4 protein-coding genes are annotated in these 22,165 nt (G+C 54.1%); all 4 read right to left on the minus strand.

Features of this window, described 5'->3' with window-relative positions:
* Positions 1 to 84 precede the first annotated feature (84 nt).
* The 4 genes from MHI52_RS27215 to MHI52_RS27230 all read right to left on the minus strand — a co-directional run bounded on the left by MHI52_RS27215 (position 85) and on the right by MHI52_RS27230 (position 22,029).
* Positions 85 to 1,818, minus strand: coding sequence for an ABC transporter ATP-binding protein (locus MHI52_RS27215; protein ID WP_076254971.1), 1,734 nt, complete (start codon positions 1,816 to 1,818; stop codon positions 85 to 87).
* On the minus strand, positions 1,815 to 3,641 hold the full coding sequence (locus tag MHI52_RS27220) for an ABC transporter ATP-binding protein (RefSeq protein ID WP_101314562.1): 1,827 nt from the start codon (positions 3,639 to 3,641) through the stop codon (positions 1,815 to 1,817). The genes MHI52_RS27215 and MHI52_RS27220 overlap by 4 nt, the downstream gene beginning before the upstream one ends.
* On the minus strand, positions 3,631 to 6,909 hold the full coding sequence (locus tag MHI52_RS27225) for a non-ribosomal peptide synthetase (protein ID WP_076254967.1): 3,279 nt from the start codon (positions 6,907 to 6,909) through the stop codon (positions 3,631 to 3,633). Before MHI52_RS27225 ends, MHI52_RS27220 begins: the two co-directional genes overlap by 11 nt.
* Positions 6,910 to 7,074: 165 nt before the next feature.
* On the minus strand, positions 7,075 to 22,029 hold the full coding sequence (locus MHI52_RS27230; RefSeq protein WP_405157988.1) for an amino acid adenylation domain-containing protein: 14,955 nt from the start codon (positions 22,027 to 22,029) through the stop codon (positions 7,075 to 7,077).
* Positions 22,030 to 22,165 lie beyond the last annotated feature (136 nt).

Raw genomic sequence — 22,165 nt, forward strand, 5'->3', positions numbered from 1 at the left:
TCGACACACTCCCGTATTAGAGATTGTTTGTAGATAGGCTTTATACCTGAATATCAGCAGGAAGCCGCCCGCCGTAAAGCGGGTCTAGCCGTACAGCCGCGCGTAATAACCTCCGAGCGCCAGCAGGTCCTGATGGCGGCCCCGTTCCACGACCGTTCCTTGATTCATGACCGTAATCAAATCCGCATGTTCCACAGTGCTGAGACGGTGGGCAATCAGAATGGTGGTGCGCCCCTTCATCAATACGTTCAGGGCTTGCTGTACCCAATGCTGGGATTCGTTATCCAATGCAGAAGTCGCTTCGTCCAGCAGTAGAATCGGGGCGTTTTTGAGAATCGCCCGGGCGATCGCAATTCGCTGCCTTTGTCCACCTGACAACGACGCTCCTCTCTCTCCCACCGGCGTTTTATACTGTTCAGGAAGTTCCTGAATAAAATGGTGAGCGTACGCCGCTTTGGCCGCTTCAACCACTTCTTCATCCGTTGCATCCGGATTGCCATAGCGGATATTTTCCTCAATCGTGCCGGTAAACAAAAACGGCTCCTGCGGAACGTATGCAATCTGCCTGCGAATTTCGTCCAGCGTGTAATGGCCGAACGGTTTGCCCTGGAGCAGAATATCTCCGCTGTCCACAGGATAAAAGCCGAGCAGCAGCTTGATCAGCGTACTTTTACCGCTGCCGCTGGCTCCTACAATCGCAGCGACCTGACCAGGAAACACTTGCATGGACATGTCGACAAGTACCTTTTTATCCGCCTGATAGGAAAATTCCACATCGCGAAACTCCACCGCAGCCTCCGATAAAAGCTCGCTACGAGAAGATCCCAAACGCTCCGGTTCCTCTTCCTCACTTAGTACCTCTTGAATCCGGTGAGCGCCCGCGAGCGAATTTTGGGTCATCGACAGAACCATCCCCAGGTTCAACAAGGCGTGCGTCAGATTCACTTGCAAAACTGCCAGAGCGGCGACACTTCCCATTCCCATCAATCCGTAAGCATAAAGAAGACTGCCGATGACGATGATGCCGCAGAACGTGACGTAGCTGATAAAATGGTTCACCGCAGCCTGCATACCGTTCTTTTTCGCCGTTTGCCGAAGCGTTTGCGTCATTTGCTCGTTCAACGCCTCGTACTGGCCGTAAATCGTGCGGATGCGAAACAGCTTCACAATTTGAATGCCGCCCATAAAATCTTTAAATTTTTCGGTCATTTTACCGAGCGTACGCAAGCCTTGTTCGGACAAAGCGCGGATATCCCGTGCAAATTTCAGGCTGACCAGAGAGGACAGCAGCAGAATGACGAAGGATACGCCAGCAAACCGCCAATCAATCACCGCCATAGAGACAATGGAGCCGATGCAGAAGACAACTTGAAGCAGCAAAACGAAGTAAACCTGCGAGAATGTAAACTCAACGGTCGTTACGTCGTTGTTCACTCGCGACAGCAAGTCCCCATGGTGGTTCTGCTCCAGGAATCTCGGCCGCACCCGGCACAGCTTGTCATAAAGACGTTTGCGGATATTCAGCACAGTCAGCTCGACACTGCGCTGGTATAAGTAAATGAACCAGGGAGAAATTATATTTTCCAGGAACAGGGCCGCGCCCAAAATAACAAAAGCTTCTACCATCAGGGACGTATCTCGGGACACGGCGAAATCAACCAAGTTATGTACGACCAAGCTGAAGGCGATCAGAAACAATGTCTGGGTGAGCGCCGTTACAGCAAGGCCAATCGCGTACTGGGTTTTGCGCTTGCGGTTCATAAACGTCAGCAAGTAGCCGAGTTCTTTCACTTGTGATAGCCTTCCGCCCTTTTTCATGTGTACGACACCTCCCTGCGTTCGGCAGACTCGGTAAACTCCTGGTAATACGACTGGGCGTACAGTCCCTTCCTCTCGAGTAATTGTTCATGAGTGCCCTTTTCGACAATACTTCCTTGTTCCATAACCCAAATTTCATCGGCGTTTTGTACCGTAGAAAGCCGGTGGGCAATAACCATGGTCGTTCTCTTCTTCATCAATACGCCCAACGCTTCCTGAACCGCGCTTTCCGACTCCGGATCAAGTGCCGATGTGGGCTCGTCCAACAGCAGAACGGGAGCATCCTTCAGGAACGCCCGAGCCATTGCAATGCGCTGGCGTTGCCCACCGGACAAAAACCCGCCGCGCTCTCCGACATACGTCTGGTAACCGTCCTCAAACTGCATAATGAAAGAATGAGCCTGAGCGGCTTTGGCGGCTTCGATAATCTCGTCCATCGACGCTTCTTGCCGCCCATAGCCGATATTTTCGGCGATCGTACCGCTAAACAAATATGAATCTTGGGTTACCACGGAAAAATGCGACCGAAGCTGCTCGGGATCTGCACCGTGGATCAGGCTTCCGAACACGCGGATCTCGCCCTGATCCTCCGGAAGTGGATAAAAGCCGCATACCAGCTTAAACACCGTACTCTTCCCTCCGCCGCTCGCTCCGACAAGTGCAATCGTCTTGCCTTCCGGCACCGAGAAGCTAACATTCCGCAGAATCGGGGAACTCTCTTCATACCCGAAGGTTACGTTCTGAAACTGGATGGGGGCGGCGCTCGCTTTTGGAATCAAACGGCCATTTTCCATTTCGGTCGGCTGCTCGACGATTTCGGAGACCCTTCTCAGGGCACCGGTCATTTCAAACGTGCGCGTGATGAGCTCGGGAATATGCTCCAGCGGCTCCAGACACAGATTAAGCAAGTACAGGAAGGCGATCAGTTCTCCCGCGCCTAGCTGCCCGTTGTAGATCAAATAGCTTCCGTAACTGACGGCGAAAATGATCGGGCTAATCATCAGCGTAGAAAGCAGCGGGTTGACCCAGGCTTCCCGCTTTTTCACGGCCAGCTTTTTTTGAGCCGTCAATTGTAGCAGCACTTGGTAGGAGCGAGATAACATACCGGATAGCAGGTAGCTTTTTACAATAGGCATCCCCCCAAGCGTATCCTGGAGGTTGACGTTCATTCGGCCCATGTTCGCCTGGGCTTCCTCCGTCAACTGTTCCAACTGCTTGCCGATCCATTGGGAAACCAGCAGTGCTACGGGAAATAACAGCAGGCTGTACAGCATCAGCTCCCATTGGAGATACATCAAATAAGCGAAACAGCCGATAAATAATAGCGGATGATAAAACCACTGGGCGAGGTCCCGAATCATAAATTGCTGGATGAGCTGCAGATCGTTGTTGATCCGCGACAACACGTCGCCGGAGTGCTGCTTTTCCAAATAGGGGACCGGGAGTTTGCCGATATGACGCATGACATGGTTGCGGATATCCTGCACCGCAGAGGCACTGCTTCGCTCCACACCAAAGCTCATGAAAAACTTCGCCGGCACACCGATCAAGATGACCACAAAGACCGTGTACACGATCTGCAGAACGATAGGCCCCGCCCCATTCTCGGCCTGTGTGGTCAACTGCTCGACCAAACGTCCCGTCCATATCTCAATAACCGCGGCGGCAATTGCGGACAGGATACCGACGATCATCCAGCCTTTGTGACGGCTTACATAGGACATCAGCCAGCGGAACGCTTTCCAGGTGGCATAAGCGGTTCGGCGCTTGGAAGGCACCGCTGTGCCTTGTCCTTGAACAGACGTCTGCCGGTCAGCTCCCATGCAGGACCCCTGCCTCCGCTTCGATCTGCTGCTTGATTTGCACTAAGATGTCACGGATGACAACGGCCGTTTCGTCCACGCGCGCGAGTTCCAGTAACTCCTCGTGTGCGCCCTCCAGCCGGTAATCGGCGTAAGCTTGCGTCGTTGCCCTATGCCAAGACGGCAACTGGTGCTCCAGGCGGAACGCTTCACTGTCCTTCGCAATCAGTTCGTAAATCCGGGCAGTTATCGTTCCTGAATTAATAAGCTGCGCTTCGTACGTCAATGTGGCTTTGATCTTCCGATGAACACGCTCCCGCACGAGCGGATTGCTCATTAATTCCTTCTCTTCTTCGTCGAAATCCGCAAGCATCTCTTCAAGCTCTTTCTCAGACGTTTCATAAGGTGTGAGTGTGCCCTTAATCCACGAGTCCACCATGAGCACGTCCGTTACGGAATACCCTCTTCTTTCCATCGATTTGGCTACCTCGAACGTCAGGTTGCCTCCGAAGCAGTAACCGAGCAACACGTAAGGTCCTTCAGGCTGGATACGAACAATCTCATCCACATAACGGTTCAGCAGGGCCTCGTAATCGATGACATCGTCGATAAAATCAATGCCGTAAAGCACGAATCGGCCGTCTAGTCTGCTTGCAAGCTCTCGGTAACCGATGCCGAAGCCGCTGCCTGGAGGGAAGCAGAACACGTTCAGATCCCCTGTTTTATTTAGCTTAATGAAGGAGTCTCCCCCTTTATCCAGACCCAGATCCTCCTCTCCAAAAGCCATGGCTTCAACGGTTACATGATGGAATTGGCGATTCAGCGGTATCTCGATGCCCGTTTCATCGTAAACGGCTTGAACGAGCCTAATCAGACTTAAGGAATTGCCTCCCAACTCAAAAAAGTTATCCTTTACGCCGACCTGTGGAATGCCAAGTGTATCCTGCCAGACACGGGCGATCTTCATCTCGAGCAGTGTTCTCGGCGCAACATATTCCGTTCCTCCAGTGGCGGCTTCCTCTGGTGCGGGTAGCGCTTTGCGGTCGATTTTCCCGTTCGGGGTCAGCGGCATCCGCGAAAGCTGCACGAGGTACGAAGGAATCATATATCCCGGAAGCTGCTTGGCGAGCTGCTCCTTGAGTTCATGCACCGCCAGCCTCGTTTCCGCAACGTAATAAGCGACAAGCTGTTTATGGCCGTTTGCGTCGTCGCGGGCGAGCACCACCGCTTCTTGCATGGCGGCGATCTTCAGCAGCTGCTCTTCAATCTCGCCGATTTCGATCCGGTAGCCGCGGATTTTCACCTGATGATCGATCCGCCCCCGGTATTCGATGTTGCCGTCCGGCAGCCAGCGGGCGAGATCTCCCGTCCGGTAAAGGCGTTCTCCCGGCACAAACGGATGTTCCACAAACTTCTCTGCCGTTAGCTCCAGATGGTTCAGGTAACCTCTCGCAAGCCCTACGCCTGCCACGCATAACTCGCCGTCCACTCCCGGAGGCACAAGCTGCAGGTGGGCATCCAAAATAAAAATCTGATGATTAGACAGCGGGCGCCCGATCGGAATAACTCTGCGCTCTGGCTGCTGCTCATCCGCATCCCAAAGCGTTGTAACAATCGAAGCTTCGGTAGGCCCGTAAGCATTGAAATAGTGGACCTTCTCCTTCCACTGCTGCACAAATTCGGCCGATACCGCCGAACCTCCCGTTACAAGCTTCGTTAAGCTGGGAAGGCGGTCCGGGTTCAAATATGCGCTGTACGTCGGAGGCAAAATCGCCGCCGTAATCGTATGCTCGTTCATATAATTCTCGAACAGGCGGTTGTCGAGAATCGTCTCGGCTGTCGGGATGTACAAAGTCGCGCCAAAATAGAGCGCTTTGAACACTTCCCAGCAGGACGCGTCGAATGACAGGCTGGCGAATTGAACGATCCGGTCATGCTCCGTGATGCCCAGCCTGTCCGCGAACATCAGCTTCAAGCTGACCAAACCACGATGCTCCAGCATGACCCCTTTGGGTTTGCCCGTCGTACCTGATGTATAGATGACATAAGCCAGATCATTCGGACCACTGGCCGGCTCCAGATTCGAAGCATCCAGCACACCAGTGGATTCCGCCCCGCTATCGCCCCAAACAAAATCGTCTAATTCAAGGCGTGTTCCTTCAAAGTCGGTCTTCTCGTGCAGATGTTTTTGAATCAGCAATAACGGTGTGCCTGAATCCTCGATCATGAAGCGGATGCGCTCCTCTGGGTAGTCGGGATCGACAGGCACGAAGGCTCCGCCCGCTTTAAGAATTGCCAGAATGCCGACGACCATATCAAGCGAGCGTTCGACCAGAATTGCTACCAGCTGGTCTGCTTCTACTCCTTTTTCCCGCAGCTTCCGCGCAAGGCGGTTGGATCGCTCGTTCAGCTCGCGGTAGGTCAATTGCCGCTCGTTCATGACGACGGCCACGTTATCCGGGCGATGCTCCGCCTGTTCTTCGAACAAGCCATGAATCGTTTTCCCCCGCTCGAACTCGGTTTCGGTGTCATTAAATCCCTTGAGCAGCATCTCCCTCTCGACTGGGAACAGCATATCGACTTGTCCAAGCTCCAGATCTGGCTGAAATAAAAGCATGGACAGCAACCGAACAAGATGGTCGGCCGCCTGCTCCATAAATGCCCGCTCGTACCGCTGTCCGTCAAAGCTTATTTCCAGCTCGATGGAGTGGTTTTGGCGGTCGAAGCGAAAAACGGTATCAGCCGCCACACGGTTAACCAGCGGTCCCGGATGAATCGGGGCGAAGGATGCGATGGTGTTGACGACCGGGAGGCCATGCCCCGTATAGTCCAAATGGAGCGGCTCCACCATTTTTCGAAAAGGCAGGTGCTGATGCTCCAGCGCCTCGCCGATGGAGCCTTTGATGCCCCCAAGCAGCGTTTTCAGCGTAGTCTGGCTGCTTACCGATGTCTTGATCACCAAGATGTCATGCGGCGGCGTCTCGCCCTGGTCTGCGCTATACGAAGGCATGCCGACCAGCACTTGGTCCCGCCCGGTATATTTGAACAGCAGGGTTTTTACTCCTGCCAAAACAATCATGTACAGAGCCAAATCCGAACCGCTGGCGAGGCCAATGATTCTCTCCGAGAGTTCGCTCGGGAGAGTACGGTGAAGCAAGTCCGGCTCTGCCGCAGCTTCCCCGCCCTCGAATAATTTGGAGGATTGACTGTATGGAAGGAAGCTCAGGCTATCATCTGCGTCAAACTTGCCGCTCCAGTACCGTTCTTCCTTTTCAAATAAAGATTTCATTCGTACCTCCCCTAAAAATGAAGTGACCGCATACCCCGACGCAGGTCTGAAAAGGCTTGCTTTCGACCTGCGCGTTTACGGGCTTGATTTACGGACTTGCAAGTTGTTCGCCGTTTTTCTTGGATGCGCACCACTTTCGGTTGACGGTGGAGCGCGCTTGTATTATTAGAACGCGAATTCGATCGTATCGACGGCACTCTTTGCGCCTGCCGCCGGTTTATGACATTCAATTCGGCTTAGCTCGAGTTGTGGATTTTCCGCAATTTGAGACAGTACCCGCAAGTAATCCTCAGTCAAGGTGCGGATCATCGTTTCTTTGAACAGCTTGTTGGCGTAGAAGAAGCCCCCGCTCAACGCCCCTTCGTTTTCATACATAAACAGCGTCAGATCAAACTTCGCTTCTTCCAATGGGTCAAGCTCGTAATTCTTCAGGCTGACCCCTTCCAGTTCGGCGTCTCGTTCTTCGATATTTTGCAAGTCGAAAACGGCATCGAACAACGGGAAGCGGCCCGGCTCCCGCTTCACATTCAAACGCTCCACGAGATCCTCGAATGGATAATCCTGGTTCTCAAAAGCACCCAAAGCCGTTTCCTTCACTTCTTCCAGGTAGGACAAGAACGTTTTGTCGCCAGACGGACGATTGCGGAGCGCCAGCGTATTAACAAACATGCCGATGACCCGCTCCAAATCGGCGTTAGTTCTTCCAGCCACCGGGGTGCCCACGATCAAGTCCTCCTGACCGCTGTACTTGGACAGCAACACAGTATAGGCCGCAAGCAGCACCATGAACAGTGTGCTTTCACACTCGGCAGCCAATTCGCGCAACCGCGCCGAGAGAGAAGCTTCGACGTCGAACTCCACATGCGCGCCTTCGTAGCTACGAACGGCAGACCGTTCGTAGTCCATCGGCAGGTCCGCCGTCGGCAGTTCGCCTTCGAAGGTTTGCAGCCAGTACGCTTCCTGCCGCCCGATTCGCTCTCGGTGGGCCTTCGACTGCTGCCAAACGGCATAATCCTTGTAATGAATGCGCAGGGGTGGCAGCTGTTCTCCGGCGTAGAAACTCGAGAACTCCTCCATCACAATCGCCATCGATACACCGTCAGACACGATATGGTGCATATCGAAAAGGAGAATACGCAGGTGCGGCTCCAGCTCGATGACCCCGGCGCGCAGCAGCGGCGGTTGGCCGAGATCAAACGGACGAACGAAGTTCCGGACGATCTGCTCGATTTGATCTGAATCCTCTGTATCCGCTTGATGATGCTCGATAGCAAAATCGACCTGTGGGTATATCCGCTGAACCACTTCGCCCTTCATCATTTCAAAACCGGTGCGCAGCGATTCATGCCGTGTTATCAATTTCCGCAAGGCGGCTTCCAACCGGTCTAAATCAAACTCACCTTCCACCTGTACCAGTTCCGGCATGTTGTAAAGCTGATCTGCTCCATCCAGCGTGTGCTGAATGAACAGCCGTTTCTGCGCGGAGGACAGAGGGTAGTACTCTCTCTCTTCCGCTTGAGGAATGGCCTCATGCTCCCGCCGTTCCATCCGGGTGATCGCCTCGGCCATCGCCGCAATCGTTGAGTGACGGAATACGTCGCGCAGCGGCAGGTTGACGTTTAATTCCTTAAATACCTTACCTGCCAGTGACGTCGCTCGCAGGGAGTGGCCGCCGATGTCGAAGAAGTTGTCGTAAACGCCAATCTCCTTCGTAAGCCCCAGCACCTCCTGCCAAATTACCGCCAGCTTCATTTCCAGCTCATTGCGCGGTGCGACATACTCCGTTCCGCTTCCCGCTTCCCCTTCCGGCGCTGGCAGCGCCCTCCGGTCTATTTTCCCGTTCGGTGTCAGAGGCAGACGCTCCAGCTCCACAAAGTACGACGGGATCATGTAACCCGGCAACTCCTGTGCCAGCGCACTGCGCAGATCGTTCACCAACAGCTTCGCACCGGTATCCGGCGTGTAATACGCACACAGCGCCTTCTGACCGTTCGCATCACTTCGAACCAGCACCACCGCTTCGCGCACACCTTCCACCCGCAGCAACTGCGACTCGATCTCACCCGCCTCGATCCGGTAGCCCCGGATTTTCGCCTGGTTGTCGATTCGGCCGATGAAGTCCACGTTGCCGTCCTCCATCCACCGCGCCAAGTCTCCTGTGCGGTACAGCCGCTCACCAGCGGTGAAGGGACTGTCTACAAACTTCTCTTCTGTCAGATCTGGACGGTTCAAGTACCCACGTGCTACCCCAACTCCACCGATAACCAATTCGCCCAGCACGCCGACTGGTACGGGATTCAGATGTGCGTCCACGATGTGAAATTTCGCATTCAGCCACGCTTTGCCGATCGGCACATGGCCTGTCTGCGGCAGCTTCGTCAGCGGTTCGTCATAGAAACTGGAGTCGATCGCCGCTTCCGTCACACCGTAAGCGTTAATGATGCGGAACGACGAGCCGAAGCGTTCCTGCAAGGTTCGGTAATCCGCCACACTGCAGCTGTCCGAGCTTGTAATCAACAGCTCCATCCCGCTGAACTCCAACCCCTGTTCATGTACGTATTCCATAAACGGCACGATCAGCGCCGGTGTTGATTCGAAGATCGTCACTCGCTCTCGCTCTATCCAGTAGTGCAGACGAGAAGGATCGATCCGGTCGTCCTTCGGCACAATCACCATCGTGCCTCCGTTGTACAGTGTCCGGGCAATGTCGCCCACGAACACGTCAAACGAGAAGCTGGCGAGCTGCAGCAACCGCACCGGGAACTGATCTAATCGGTATTCCCGCCGGTAACCCGCTGCCGTATTCACCAGGCTGCGGTGCTCAATCATCACGCCTTTCGGCTTGCCCGTCGTTCCGGACGTGTAGATGACGTATGCTAGGTCCTCAGGGCGGGCTTCATGGAAGCTGCCCATGCCAACATCATTGAAAACATCCAGATGGTTCCGATCCGCACCGTTCACAGCCCCCGTTAGTTTGCCAGAGTCCCGGCTGGAAGCCATGCTGGAGCCTTGATCAAAGCACATCGGGGCATTTGCCCGATCTTCGCTGTACGACGCTTCGTCGTCGAGGTACAGCACCGACATCAGCGCCAGCTCCTCTTCGCGGAGCCAGGCCTCGGCACGTTCTCGCAGCGGCGTTTGTGTCAGCAGTACCTTCGCTCCGCTGTCTTCGAGCATAAACCGCACGCGGTCCGCAGGATAATCCGGGTCGAGGGGTACATACGCCCCGCCGGCTTTCCAGACGGCCATCACGGCCACCAGCAAGTCCACCGAACGCTCGGCGAGAATGCCAACGATTGACTCTCGGCCGATGCTACTTGCACGCAGCGTGACCGCTAAGCAGTTCGCCCGCTCGTTCAGCTCCACATACGTTAGGCGATTATTTTCATACACAACGGCCTCCGCTTCCGGCGTACACTCTGCCTGTTTCTCAAACAGACGGTGGAACGTAGCCGCAGGAGCCGCTTCTAGCTGCGCTGGATTAAACGCATTGAGAACTTGTTCTTTTTCCTCTGCTGTCAGCAAGTTCAGCTCGGCAATCTTTGCATCTGGACGGTTTACAATTGTCAGGAGCAACTGCTCGTAATGTTTTGCCAGCCGTTCAATCGTCTCCCTTTTGTAAAGAGCTGTCGCATATTCAAAGCTGTAATCCAAGCCGCCGTTCTCCTCGCCCACATCCAAGCTGATATCAAACTTCGCAGTATCAAGTACGCTCGGATAAGGAATCAGGCGAAGCCCTTCCAGCTCAAATTGCTCGTTCTCCGTATTCTGCATCGTAAACATCGTGTCGAAGAGCGGATTGCGGCTTAAATCACGGGTGACTTGCACTTTGTCCACCAATTGTTCAAACGGATAGTTCTGATGCTCAAAGGCACGCAGAGTTGTTTCTTTGACTTCGTTCAGATATGACAGGAATGTTTTCTCCGAAGACGGATAACTGCGAATCGCCAGCGTGTTTAGGAAAATCCCGATCAACGGCTGCACATCTCCATGATTCCTTCCGGCAATCGGCGTACCAACGATTACGTCTTCCTGACCTGAATATTTATGCAAAAGCACGTTATACGCCGCAAGCAACACCATAAACAGCGTCGTGCCCGTTTCCGAAGCCAGCTGTTTCAGGCCGTCGGTTTTTGAAGCGTCGAAGGAAAACTCCAGCGTTTGACCTTCGTAGCTCTGTACAGCCGGACGTGGATAGTCGGTCGGCATTTCCAGCACCGGAAGCTCGCCCTGGAACATGTCCAGCCAATACGCCCCCTGATGCTGAAGCCGTTCCTGCTGCTCCTGCGAATGCTGCCAAACGGTGTAGTCTTTGTACTGAATGCGCAGCGGCTCCAATTGCTCTCCACCATACAAACGTACGAATTCTTCAACAAAGATTTCCATTGAAACGCCGTCAGAAATAATATGATGCATGTCGTACATCAGAATATGGCGTTCCGGAGCCAGCTCAACAAGGCCTACCCTCAACAGCGGTGGCTTAGCCAAGTCAAACGGACGGACGAAACCGTGAACCACCGCTTCGACCTCTTGCTCATCCGCTTGATAGAACTCCACCGCAAAATTCACGTCCTGGTAAACCCGCTGTGATGCTTCTCCATCCACCATTTCAAACCCGGTGCGCAACATTTCATGCCGCGCCACGAGCTTACGGAACGTTTCTTCGAACCTTGCCCGGTCCAAAGCACCCTCCAGCAGCATCGCTTCCGGCATGTTGTAGCTAAGCTCCGCAACTTCCAGCTGATTCAGAATAAAGAGACGTTTTTGAGCAAAAGATTGCGGGTACACCTCTCGGACATCCGTCACCGGAATGGAAACAAATATCTGCTGATCCAGCCGAGAAATGGCGGTAGCCATGCTCTCGATCGTGGAATGGCGGAACACTTCGCGCAGTGGCAGATCCACGTTCAACTCTTTATGAATCTTGCTGACCAACGTTGTCGCTCGCAGGGAGTGGCCGCCGATGTCGAAGAAGTTGTCGTAAACGCCAATCTCCTTCGTAAGCCCCAGCACCTCCTGCCAAATCACCGCCAGCTTCATTTCCAGCTCATTGCGCGGTGCGACATACTCCGTTCCACTTCCCGCTTCCCCTTCCGGCGAGGGCAGCGCCTTCCGGTCTATTTTCCCGTTTGGTGTCAGAGGCAAGCGCTCCAGCTCCACGAAGTACGACGGGATCATGTAACCCGGCAACTCCTGTGCCAGCGCACTGCGCAGATCGTTCACCAACAGCTTCGCACCGGTATCCGGCGTGTAATACGCACACAGCGCCTTCTGACCGTTCGCATCACTTCGAACCAGCACCACCGCTTCGCGCACACCTTCCACCCGCAGCAACTGCGACTCGATCTCACCCGCCTCGATCCGGTAGCCCCGGATTTTCGCCTGGTTGTCGATTCGGCCGATGAAGTCCACGTTGCCGTCCTCCATCCACCGCGCCAAGTCTCCTGTGCGGTACAGCCGCTCACCAGCGGTGAAGGGACTGTCTACAAACTTCTCTTCTGTCAGATCTGGACGGTTCAAGTAGCCTCGTGCCACGCCGACTCCGCCGATAACCAGCTCGCCCAACACCCCGACCGGTACTGGGTTCAGTTGTGCATCCACGATGTAGAAATTCGCATTCAGCCACGCTTTGCCAATCGGCACATGGCCTGTCTGCGGCAGCTCCTTCAATTCTTCGTCATAGAAACTGGAGTCAATTGCCGCTTCCGTCACGCCGTAGGCGTTAATAATGCGGAACGATGAGCCAAAACGCTCCTGCAAGGTCCGGTAATCCGCCACACTGCAGCTGTCCGAGCTTGTGATGAGCAGCTCCATCCCGCTCAACTCCACCCCTTGCTCGTGCACGTATTCCATAAACGGTACGATCAGTGCTGGTGTTGATTCAAAGATCGTCACTTGCTCCCGCTCTATCCAGTGGTGCAGGCGAGACGGATCAATCCGATCATCCTTCGGTACAATGACCATGGTGCCTCCGTTATACAACGTGCGTGCGATATCACCCACGAACACGTCAAACGAGAAGCTAGCGAGTTGCAGTAGCCGGACTGGGAACTGATCCAACCGGTATTCCCGCCGGTAGCCCGCTGCCGTGTTCACCAAGCTGCGGTGCTCAATCATTACACCCTTCGGCTTGCCTGTTGTCCCCGACGTGTAGATCACGTACGCTAGGTCCTCAGGACGAGCTTCATGAAAGCTGTCCAAGCCAGTAACCTTCAGATGACTCGGATCATCGCTGTTCACAGCACCCGTCAGCTCGCCGGAGACTTTACCGGAAACCATGCTGGAACCAAGCGGTGCATTCTCCCGGTTTTCGCTGTATGACATTTCGTCGTCGAGGTACAACACCTTTGCAAGTGCCAGCTCCTCTTGGCTGAGCCAGGCTTCAGCACGCTCTCTCAGCAGCGTTTGTGTCAGCAGCACCTTCGCTCCGCTGTCTTCAAGCATAAACCGCACGCGGTCCGCCGGATAATCCGGGTCAAGCGGTACATATGCCCCGCCTGCTTTCCAGACGGCCAGCACGGCCACCAGCAGGTCCACCGAGCGCTCGGCGAGAATGCCAACAATCTCCTCCCGGCCGATTCCACTTGCGCGCAGCGTGGCCGCTAAGCCGTTCGCCCGTACGTTCAGCTCCGCATACGTCAGCCGATCGTTCTCGTATACAACGGCTTCCGCTTCCGGAGTGCTCTCCGCCTGTTCCTCGAACAGTCGGTGGAACGCGGCCACAGGAGCCACTTCCGATTGCATCGGGTGAAACGCGCCGAGAATCTTCTCTTTTTCATCTGCCGTCAACAAGTTCAGATCAGCGATCTTTGCATTCGGATGGCTTACAATCGCCGCAAGCAAATGTCCAAAATGAATCGACAGCCGCCGGATCGTGCTTTCTTTATAAAGAGCCGTTGCGAATTCAAAGTTGCACTCCAGTCCGCCATTTTCTTCCGTAACATCCACACTCAGGTCGAACTTGGCCATACCATATTCGCTAGGGTACGGGGACAATTTCAGCCCTTCCAGCTCAAACTCTGACTCCTCCAGGTTTTGCAGGGAGAACATCGTGTCAAACAGCGGGTTGCGGCTCAAATCCCGGCTAACCTGCACTTTATCGACGAGTTCTTCGAACGGATAATTCTGATGCTCGTAAGCGCCTAAAGTCGTTTCTTTCACTTCTTCCAAATACGACAGGAAGGTCTTCTCCGAAGCCGGATAATTGCGGATCGCCAGCGTGTTGACGAACATTCCGATCAAAGGCTGCGTGTCGCCGTGCGTTCTGCCCGCAATCGACGTTCCGACGATCAAATCGTCCTGACCTGTGTATTTATGCAAAAGCACGGTATATGCGGCAAGCAACACCATATATAGCGTCGTTCCTCTTTGAGCGGCCAGCTGTTTCAAGCCTTCGTTCGTTGCCTCGTCCACGAAGGACGTCAGCGTATGTCCCTCATAGCTCTGTACAGCAGGACGCGGATAGTCCGTTGGCATTTCCAGAACCGGCAGCTCGCCCCGGTAACGGTCCAGCCAGTAAGCTTCCTCGCGGTTCAATTGCACTTTTTGCTCGTCCGATTGCTGCCATACCGCATAGTCCTTGTACTGAATGTGCAAAGGCTCTAATGACTCACCGCCATACAGACGAACGAGTTCCTCAACGAACACGTCCATCGAAACCCCGTCGGAGATGATATGGTGCATGTCAAACATCAGTAAATAACGATCGGCTGCCAGCTCTACGAGCTCGGCACGCAGCAACGGTGGCTTCGCCAAGTCGAAAGGTCTGATAAAAGCCTGCACGACTGCAGACGCTTCTTCCTCGTTCGCATGTCGACACACGACGGAAAAATCAACGCTCTCGTAAATACGCTGTACCGCTTCGCCTTGTACGACCTCAAATCCGGTTCGCAACGTTTCATGACGTTGGATCAGTCCGCGGAAAGCTTTCTCCAGCAGGCTATGGTCAATTGATCCTTCGAGCAGCAGCACACCCGGCATGTTATAGCTCTGCTCGGCTCCTTCCAGCTGATTCAGGATAAACAGCCGCTTCTGAGCTGAGGAAAGTGGATAATACGCTCTTGCGCCTACCAGCGGAATCGACGAGAACGAATGTTCTTCGATCCGGGAGAGGGCGAGAGCCATCTGTTCGATCGTTGAGTAGCGGAATACGTCGCGCAGAGGCAACTCGACGTTCAACTCCTGATGCACCTTGCTCACCAGTGTCGTTGCCCGCAGGGAATGGCCGCCCAAGTCAAAGAAGTTGTCATGAACCCCGATGCGCTCCAATCCAAGCACGCTTTTCCATATTTCAGCCAAGCTGGCTTCGAGCGGAGTCCGAGGCGGAGTATGTCCTTCGCCCGGTTGCAAGCTCTCCTCAGGTGCCGGGAGGGAGCGGCGGTCAACCTTGCCATTCGTCGTCAGCGGGAGACGCTCCAACTGGATCAGGTACGTCGGGATCATATAGGCCGGCAGTTCCTGAGACAGCACGCTCTTCAGCTCGGCCGCCGGAAGCTCACAGTCCGCTTCATAATAGGCGCAAAGCTGCTTTTCGCCGGACACGTTTTCCCGCGCAAATACTGTCGTTTTCCGAATTCCCTCCACTTTCTGAAGCTGAGTTTCGATCTCGCCCAGCTCTATGCGGAAGCCACGGATTTTCACTTGGTCGTCCGTTCGTCCCACATATTCAATCGTGCCGTCCGGTAGCCATTTCGCCAAATCCCCCGTCCGGTACATGCGCTCTCCTGACGTAAAAGGATTGTGCACAAATTTCTCCGCCGTCAGTTCCGGCCGGTTATTGTAGCCCCGTACCAAACCTTCTCCGCCGACACATAGCTCCCCGACCACGCCGATCGGCAGCAGCTTATTCCGGCTGTCGACGATATACACCGTCGTATTGCTGATTGGTCGTCCGATAGGAACGGTAAGCGCCGACTCATCAACGAAGTCGACCGGAAGGTACGTGGTAAATATCGTGCTTTCCGTCGGTCCGTATACATGGTTGAGCCTACCCGCTCCAAGATGGGCGAGTGCTTTACGTACATGACCAACCGAGACACGCTCTCCTCCAAACAAAATCGCCCGGACATCCCGAAAACAATTGACATTCACATCTACAAGCACGTTGAAGAAAGCCGTCGTAATAAACATGACCGATATGCGCTGGCGCTGGATGAGATCCGCCAGTAGACCAATTTCCAGCAACGTCTCGCGGGGAACCAGCACCAGCCGCGCCCCGTTGGTCAAAGCACCAAAAATATCGAAAATCGCTCCGTCGAACGAATAGCTCGAAAGCTGGAGGACATGATCGCGATTGGTGATGTCGATATAATTTGTATTTTGCACAACGCGCACGATGTTGCGGTGTGAAACAAGGTTTCCTTTTGGCTTGCCCGTCGTGCCTGACGTATAGATCACGCAGGCCAGATCTGTCGCTTCAATCCCTTGATTTAGGTTTGTTCCGTCCTCGTGATAGAAAGACTCGTCATCCAGTAAAATCACCGAGTCCAAACCCGCCAGTCGCTCGCGCAAGCGGCTTTGTGTCAGCATGACCTGCGCTCCTGAATCCTCTATCAAGAAACGGATACGCTCCTCTGGATATTCCGGGTCAATCGGTACGTAAGCGGCTCCGGCTTTGTGTGCTGCCAGTATACCTATAACCATTTCGATGGAACGCTCAGCCATAATGGCGACCAGACGTCCTTGGGATATCCCGTGGCTGCGCAAGGTACGGGCAAGGCGGTTGACACGTTCGTTCAGCTCGCGGTAAGTCATCTCTTGCTCATTAAAGGAAATGGCGGCTGCATCCGGGATGTACTCCGCCTGCTCTTCGAACAATTGAATGAGTGTCTTCCCGCGCGGAAATTCCGTCGTGGTGTCGTTAAAACGTCCGAGAAGTTCGGCCTTTTCTGCCTCGGTCACAAGTTCCAGCTCGCCCACGGTAATTTCCGGGTTATCCGTTACCTGCTCCAGCAGATGCACGAGATGCCCCTTGAGCCGCTCGATGCTGTCTTTATCAAACACTTCGGCGTTAAAGTCGAATCGAATTTCGATCTCGGCTCCCGGCATCACAGTCACGTTGAAGTTATAGTTCGTCTGCTCCTCCATCTGAACGTCAGCAATTGTCAGGCCGCCGTGCTGCTGGTCCCCCGCCTGCTCCATCTGTTCGTCCACCGGATAGTTCTCGAAAGCGATGATATGGTTGATCAGATTCTGCTTTTGCACGCTACGCGCTTGAATTTCATACAGCGGATAGTAATCATAACGCCCGGAATCCAGAGCCCGCTCTTGGAGCTTCGCCATCAGGTCGGCGAACACGGTGTCCACTTCGCTATTGACGCGGACCGGCACCGTATTGATGAACAGCCCGATCATAGACTCAATGCCCGGGATTTCCGCCGGTCTTCCGGCAACGACACTGCCGAATACGGCATCGTTTGTTCCGTTATATTTTTGCAGCATCACGCCCCAAACGGCTTGCAGCAGCGTATTGACTGTAACTAGGTGCTGTTTCGCCACCCGGTCCATCCGTTTGCTCAAGTCCTTGCCTAGTTCGGCGGTGACGTGATCAGCCGTAAATCTGCCGCTCGGCGCTGGTTCCTTTTGCCCCGGAAGTACGGTTTGCCCTTCGTAGCCTGCCAGGAACGCTGTCCAATAGCCGGATGCCGCCTGATCGTCCTGTTTCTCCAACCATTCGATATAATCGCCATAATCCGATCCTTTACCTCCCGCTGGCTGCTTCCCAGAGGTCAGGGCCGAGTATATCTCAAACAACTCCTGCGTCAGCTGAGCCAGGCACCAGCCGTCCATTAAAATATGTTGGAAACTCCACAGAACGTGATAACTTTGCTCTTCGGTGCGCAGAATCGTAAACCGAACGAGCGCATCATGTTCCATGTCGAAGCCACGAAGCTTGTCCTCCTCGGCCTTTTCATCCAAGTAAGCTTGTTTCTCATGTACCTGCAAATGAAGCAGCTCTTCATATTCAAAGCCGACTGGCTTATCGCGGTATATGATTTGCAGCGGCTCGCCCGCTGGTCCATTCACAAAATTCGCCCGCAGCACCAGATGACGTTTTGCAAGCTCCATCCAGCTCCTCTCAAAAAGCTGGACGTCGAGCGCTCCCCGCATCGTAAACCGCGTCTGCTCAAAGTAAGCTGCCGTTTGCCGGTCAAGCGCGCTGTGGAACCACATACCCTTTTGCATCGGCGTCAGCGAGTAAATATTTTCGATTTCCCCGAGATGACTCGAGCGCTGGGCGATTTGCTCCAATTCTGTGATGGTCAAGCCTTTAAATTGCACGTCGCTTGGCGTCATTTCGGTGTTCTCTTTGCCTGCGCAGTGGGTAATGAGCTCTCGGAGACTTTGCTCAAGCCGCTGAGCGAAGGCTTCCATCGTTTCCTTCCGATACTGCTTCCGGCTGTAGCTGAGATCGAGTGATAAAGCACCGTCCAGCACCATACCGTTGATATCCAGCACAAAGCTGCGGGCCTGCCGGTCGCTAGCCGGGCTGCCACTGGAATAAGAAGATATGCCGATCTCGCCCTGGTTGACATCATCGTCGAACTGGCCGAGGTAGTTAAAATTAATTTCCGGCTCTGCGCCCCAAACCAAGCCTTCCTCCGATTTCGAAAGATAGCGGCATATGCCGTACCCAAGCCCCTTGTTCGGAATGCGGCGCAAGTTTTCCTTGACCTGTTTAATCTGATAGGTCAAATCCCGGTCAGTTTCCGGCTCTAGGACGACCGGAAACTTGGTCGTAAACCAGCCGACTGTACGCGTGATATCGATATCCGTTCCGATCGATTCACGTCCGTGTCCTTCGAGATTGATCCGCACCCGTTCGTGCCCCGTCCATTTGCGTAAGGCTATGCCGAGCGCCGTTACCAAAATATCATTCATTTCGGTGTTGAAGGCACGGTGAACCCGCTTCAGTAGCAGCTCCGTTTCTTCGGGAGCCAAACGGACAAACAGCGATTCGCTGTCCTGCTGTGTCGTAACGTCCGCCTCCATATCCTTCGGCACGGCAGGAACCTCCATTTGATCCACGGCCTGCCAATAGGCCCGTTCCTTCTCCATCTCCGGGCTTTGCGCGTAAGCAGCCAACTGCTCGGACCAAGTGCGGTACGCATCTGTTTTCGCCGGGAAACGAATTTCTTCGCTTTTGCCAGTCTGCTCGTAACCTAGAGCGAAATCCTCCATTAAAATGCGCCAAGACACGCCATCTACCACAGCATGATGAACCCCGAGCAGCAAATGATCACCGTCCGCGCACTGGAATAGTCCCGCCTTCATGAGGGGCCCGTTCTCCAGATCGATGCCCGCTTGAATGTCCGTTGCCTTCGCTTCCACAGTCTGCGTGGGATTCTCCGCATCTTTGAAGTCGAACACGTCCAGCGTGAACATCTCGTCTTCCTGAATCGCGCGGGTCCGTGCGCTAAACCCTTGTTCCGTTTTGCGGAACACCATCCGTAAGGCGTCATGATGCTCGGCCAGCTTTTGCAGCACCTGACGTACCATCTCTTCGTCGAAGCGTTCCTTCCGGTACAGCATCACCGACTGGTTGAAATGATGCGGGTCCTTAAAGGAGCTCTCGAAAAACCAATGCTGAATCGGCGTCAGCGCCGTTTCACCCGTAATTTCGCCTTGATCGATGGTACGTCCGATCGGTATCACATGCAGGCTAAGCTGTGAGATTGTCGGATATTTGAACAAATCCCGAATTTCCAGCTTGTACCCGGCTTGATGAAGCCGCGAAGATACTTGAATGGACTTGATCGAATCTCCGCCCAGCTCGAAGAAATGATCCGTTACCCCAACGCGATCGGCGTTCAATACCGCCTGCCACACATCGGCAAGTGTCCGCTCGGCTTCATTGCGTGGAGCTACGTACTCGCCGCCGGTCAGTGCGTTTCCTTCCGGGGCAGGCAAAGCCTTGCGGTCGATTTTGTCGTTCGGGGTGAGCGGCATCTGCGGAAGCTGAACAAAATGTGCCGGAATCATGTAATTCGGCAATTTTTGCGCCAGCGCGCTTCTCAGCTCGCCGAGCGTAAGAGGGAGACTAGCGACCAGGTAAGCGCACAGTTCTTGCCCACTTTTGCCTTCCCGCGCAATCACAATCGTCTCCTGTACCGAGTCGATCTTCAGAAGCTGCTCTTCAATCTCACCGACCTCGATTCGGAATCCACGGATTTTCACCTGATGGTCGATCCGGCCCAAGTACTCCATATTACCGTCCGGCAGCCAGCGGGCCAGATCTCCTGTCCGGTAAAGGCGTTCTCCCGGCGCAAACGGATGTTCCACAAATTTCTCTGCCGTCAGCTCCGGTTTGTTCAGGTAACCTCTCGCAAGCCCCACGCCTGCCACGCACAGCTCTCCGTCCACTCCCGGAGGCACAAGTTGCAGGTGGGCATCCAAAATGAAAATCTGATGATTAGCCAGCGGGCGCCCAATCGGAATGACTCTACGCTCCGGCTGCTGCTCATCCGCATCCCAAAGCGTCGTAACAATCGAAGCTTCGGTAGGGCCGTAAGCATTGAAATAGTGAACCTTCGCTTTCCACTGCTGCACGAATTCGGCCGATACCGCCGAACCTCCCGTTACAAGCTTTGTTAAGCTGGGAAGGCGGTCCGGGTTCAAATGAGCGCTGTACGTCGGAGGCAAAATCGCCGCCGTAATCGCATGCTCGTTCATATAACTCTCGAACAGACGAGTGTCGAGAATTGTTTCGGCCGTCGGGATGTACAAAGCCGCGCCAAAATAGAGTGCTTTGAAAATCTCCCAGCAGGATGCGTCGAAGGACAAGCTCGCAAATTGAACGATCCGGTCATGCTCTGTGATGCCCAGCCTGTCTGCGAACATCAGCTTCAAGCTGACCAAACCACGATGCTCCAGCATGACCCCTTTGGGTTTGCCCGTTGTACCTGACGTATAAATGACATAAGCCAGATCATGTGGACCACTGGCCGCCTCCAGGTTCGAGCCATCGTCGCTATAGGCCTGCTTGTCATCTAGCGCCAATACGGTCCCTTCGAACGGGACTTGCTGTAACAGCTCTCTTTGAGTCAGCAGCAGCTGCGCGTTCGAGTTCTCCAGAATGTAGCGAATACGTTCTTCCGGGTACTCCGGGTCGATCGGCACGTAGGCACCGCCAGCTTTCAGAACCGCCAAAATGCCAATGACCGTCTCCAGCGATCTCCTAACCATCAAGCCTACCAACTGATTGGGCAGCACACCGACCGATCGTAGCGTACGCGCCAGCTGGTTCGCCCGTTCGTTCAACTCTGCGTATGAAAGCCGCTGCTCCTCAAAGACAACCGCCGTCGCCTCGGGCACACGCTTCGCTTGCTCCTCCACAAGCTGATGAATCGTCCGATCACGAGGATAGTCCTTCTCGGTATCGTTGAAGCTTTGTATTAATTGAAATTTTTCGTCCTCCGACAGCATGTCCGCTCGTACGATGTCCAGCTCCAACTCATGAAGCCCCACGGACAGTAGGCGATTCAGATGGCCGACGACCCGATTCATGAACTCGGAGTCATATAAGTGCTCGTTATATGACAGCGCTAGCTGTATCGTCCCGCCGGCTAAACTGAATTCAAAGGAACAGTCCGTGACCACGTTTTGCCCAATTTCGTCCAGATGCAACTCCTTAAGGGATACTAGCGTATGGACGAAGGGTATCCCTTCTGCATATTGCAGATCCAGCTTCTCCGTCATTTTCAAGAACGGAATATGTTGATGCTGAATGGCTTCCGGCAAGGAAGTCCTCAGTTCGCTCAGAAGCGTCTTAAAAGTTGCCCCCACCGAAAGCGAGTTTTTCAAAATGACCGTATGATTAACGGATCGACGCGTCTCCCCCTTTTTCGGCACAACCGGCATGCCAACCAGAATGTCTGAAGCACCTGTATATTTATGCAAGAGTGCCTGAACACCTGCGAGCAAAATCATAAAAGCAGCCAGCGGAGCACCCTTGCTCATTTGAAGGACCCGCTGCGCCGCTTCCTCCGAAAGCGAACCGCCAACGGTTTTCACATTGGGCACCAGGGAGTTTGGAGCTTTGCTGTAAGGCAACCGCGTCAAGGTATAATCGTCACTACCGAATTTTTCGTTCCAAAACAACGTTTCTTTTTCAAAAGCCATCTGGATCGTTCCCCTCTCTTCATCGGTAAAAGCAATCCGGCAGAGCATATGCCGAAGCAACGCTCCACTCCTTTTCAAACATCTGACAACAATATCAATGGCTTACGCCATGTCACCGCTTGGATTGCCCGGTTGA

This window comes from Paenibacillus sp. FSL H8-0283 (assembly GCF_045040675.1).
In the GTDB taxonomy this organism is placed as follows: domain Bacteria; phylum Bacillota; class Bacilli; order Paenibacillales; family Paenibacillaceae; genus Paenibacillus; species Paenibacillus amylolyticus.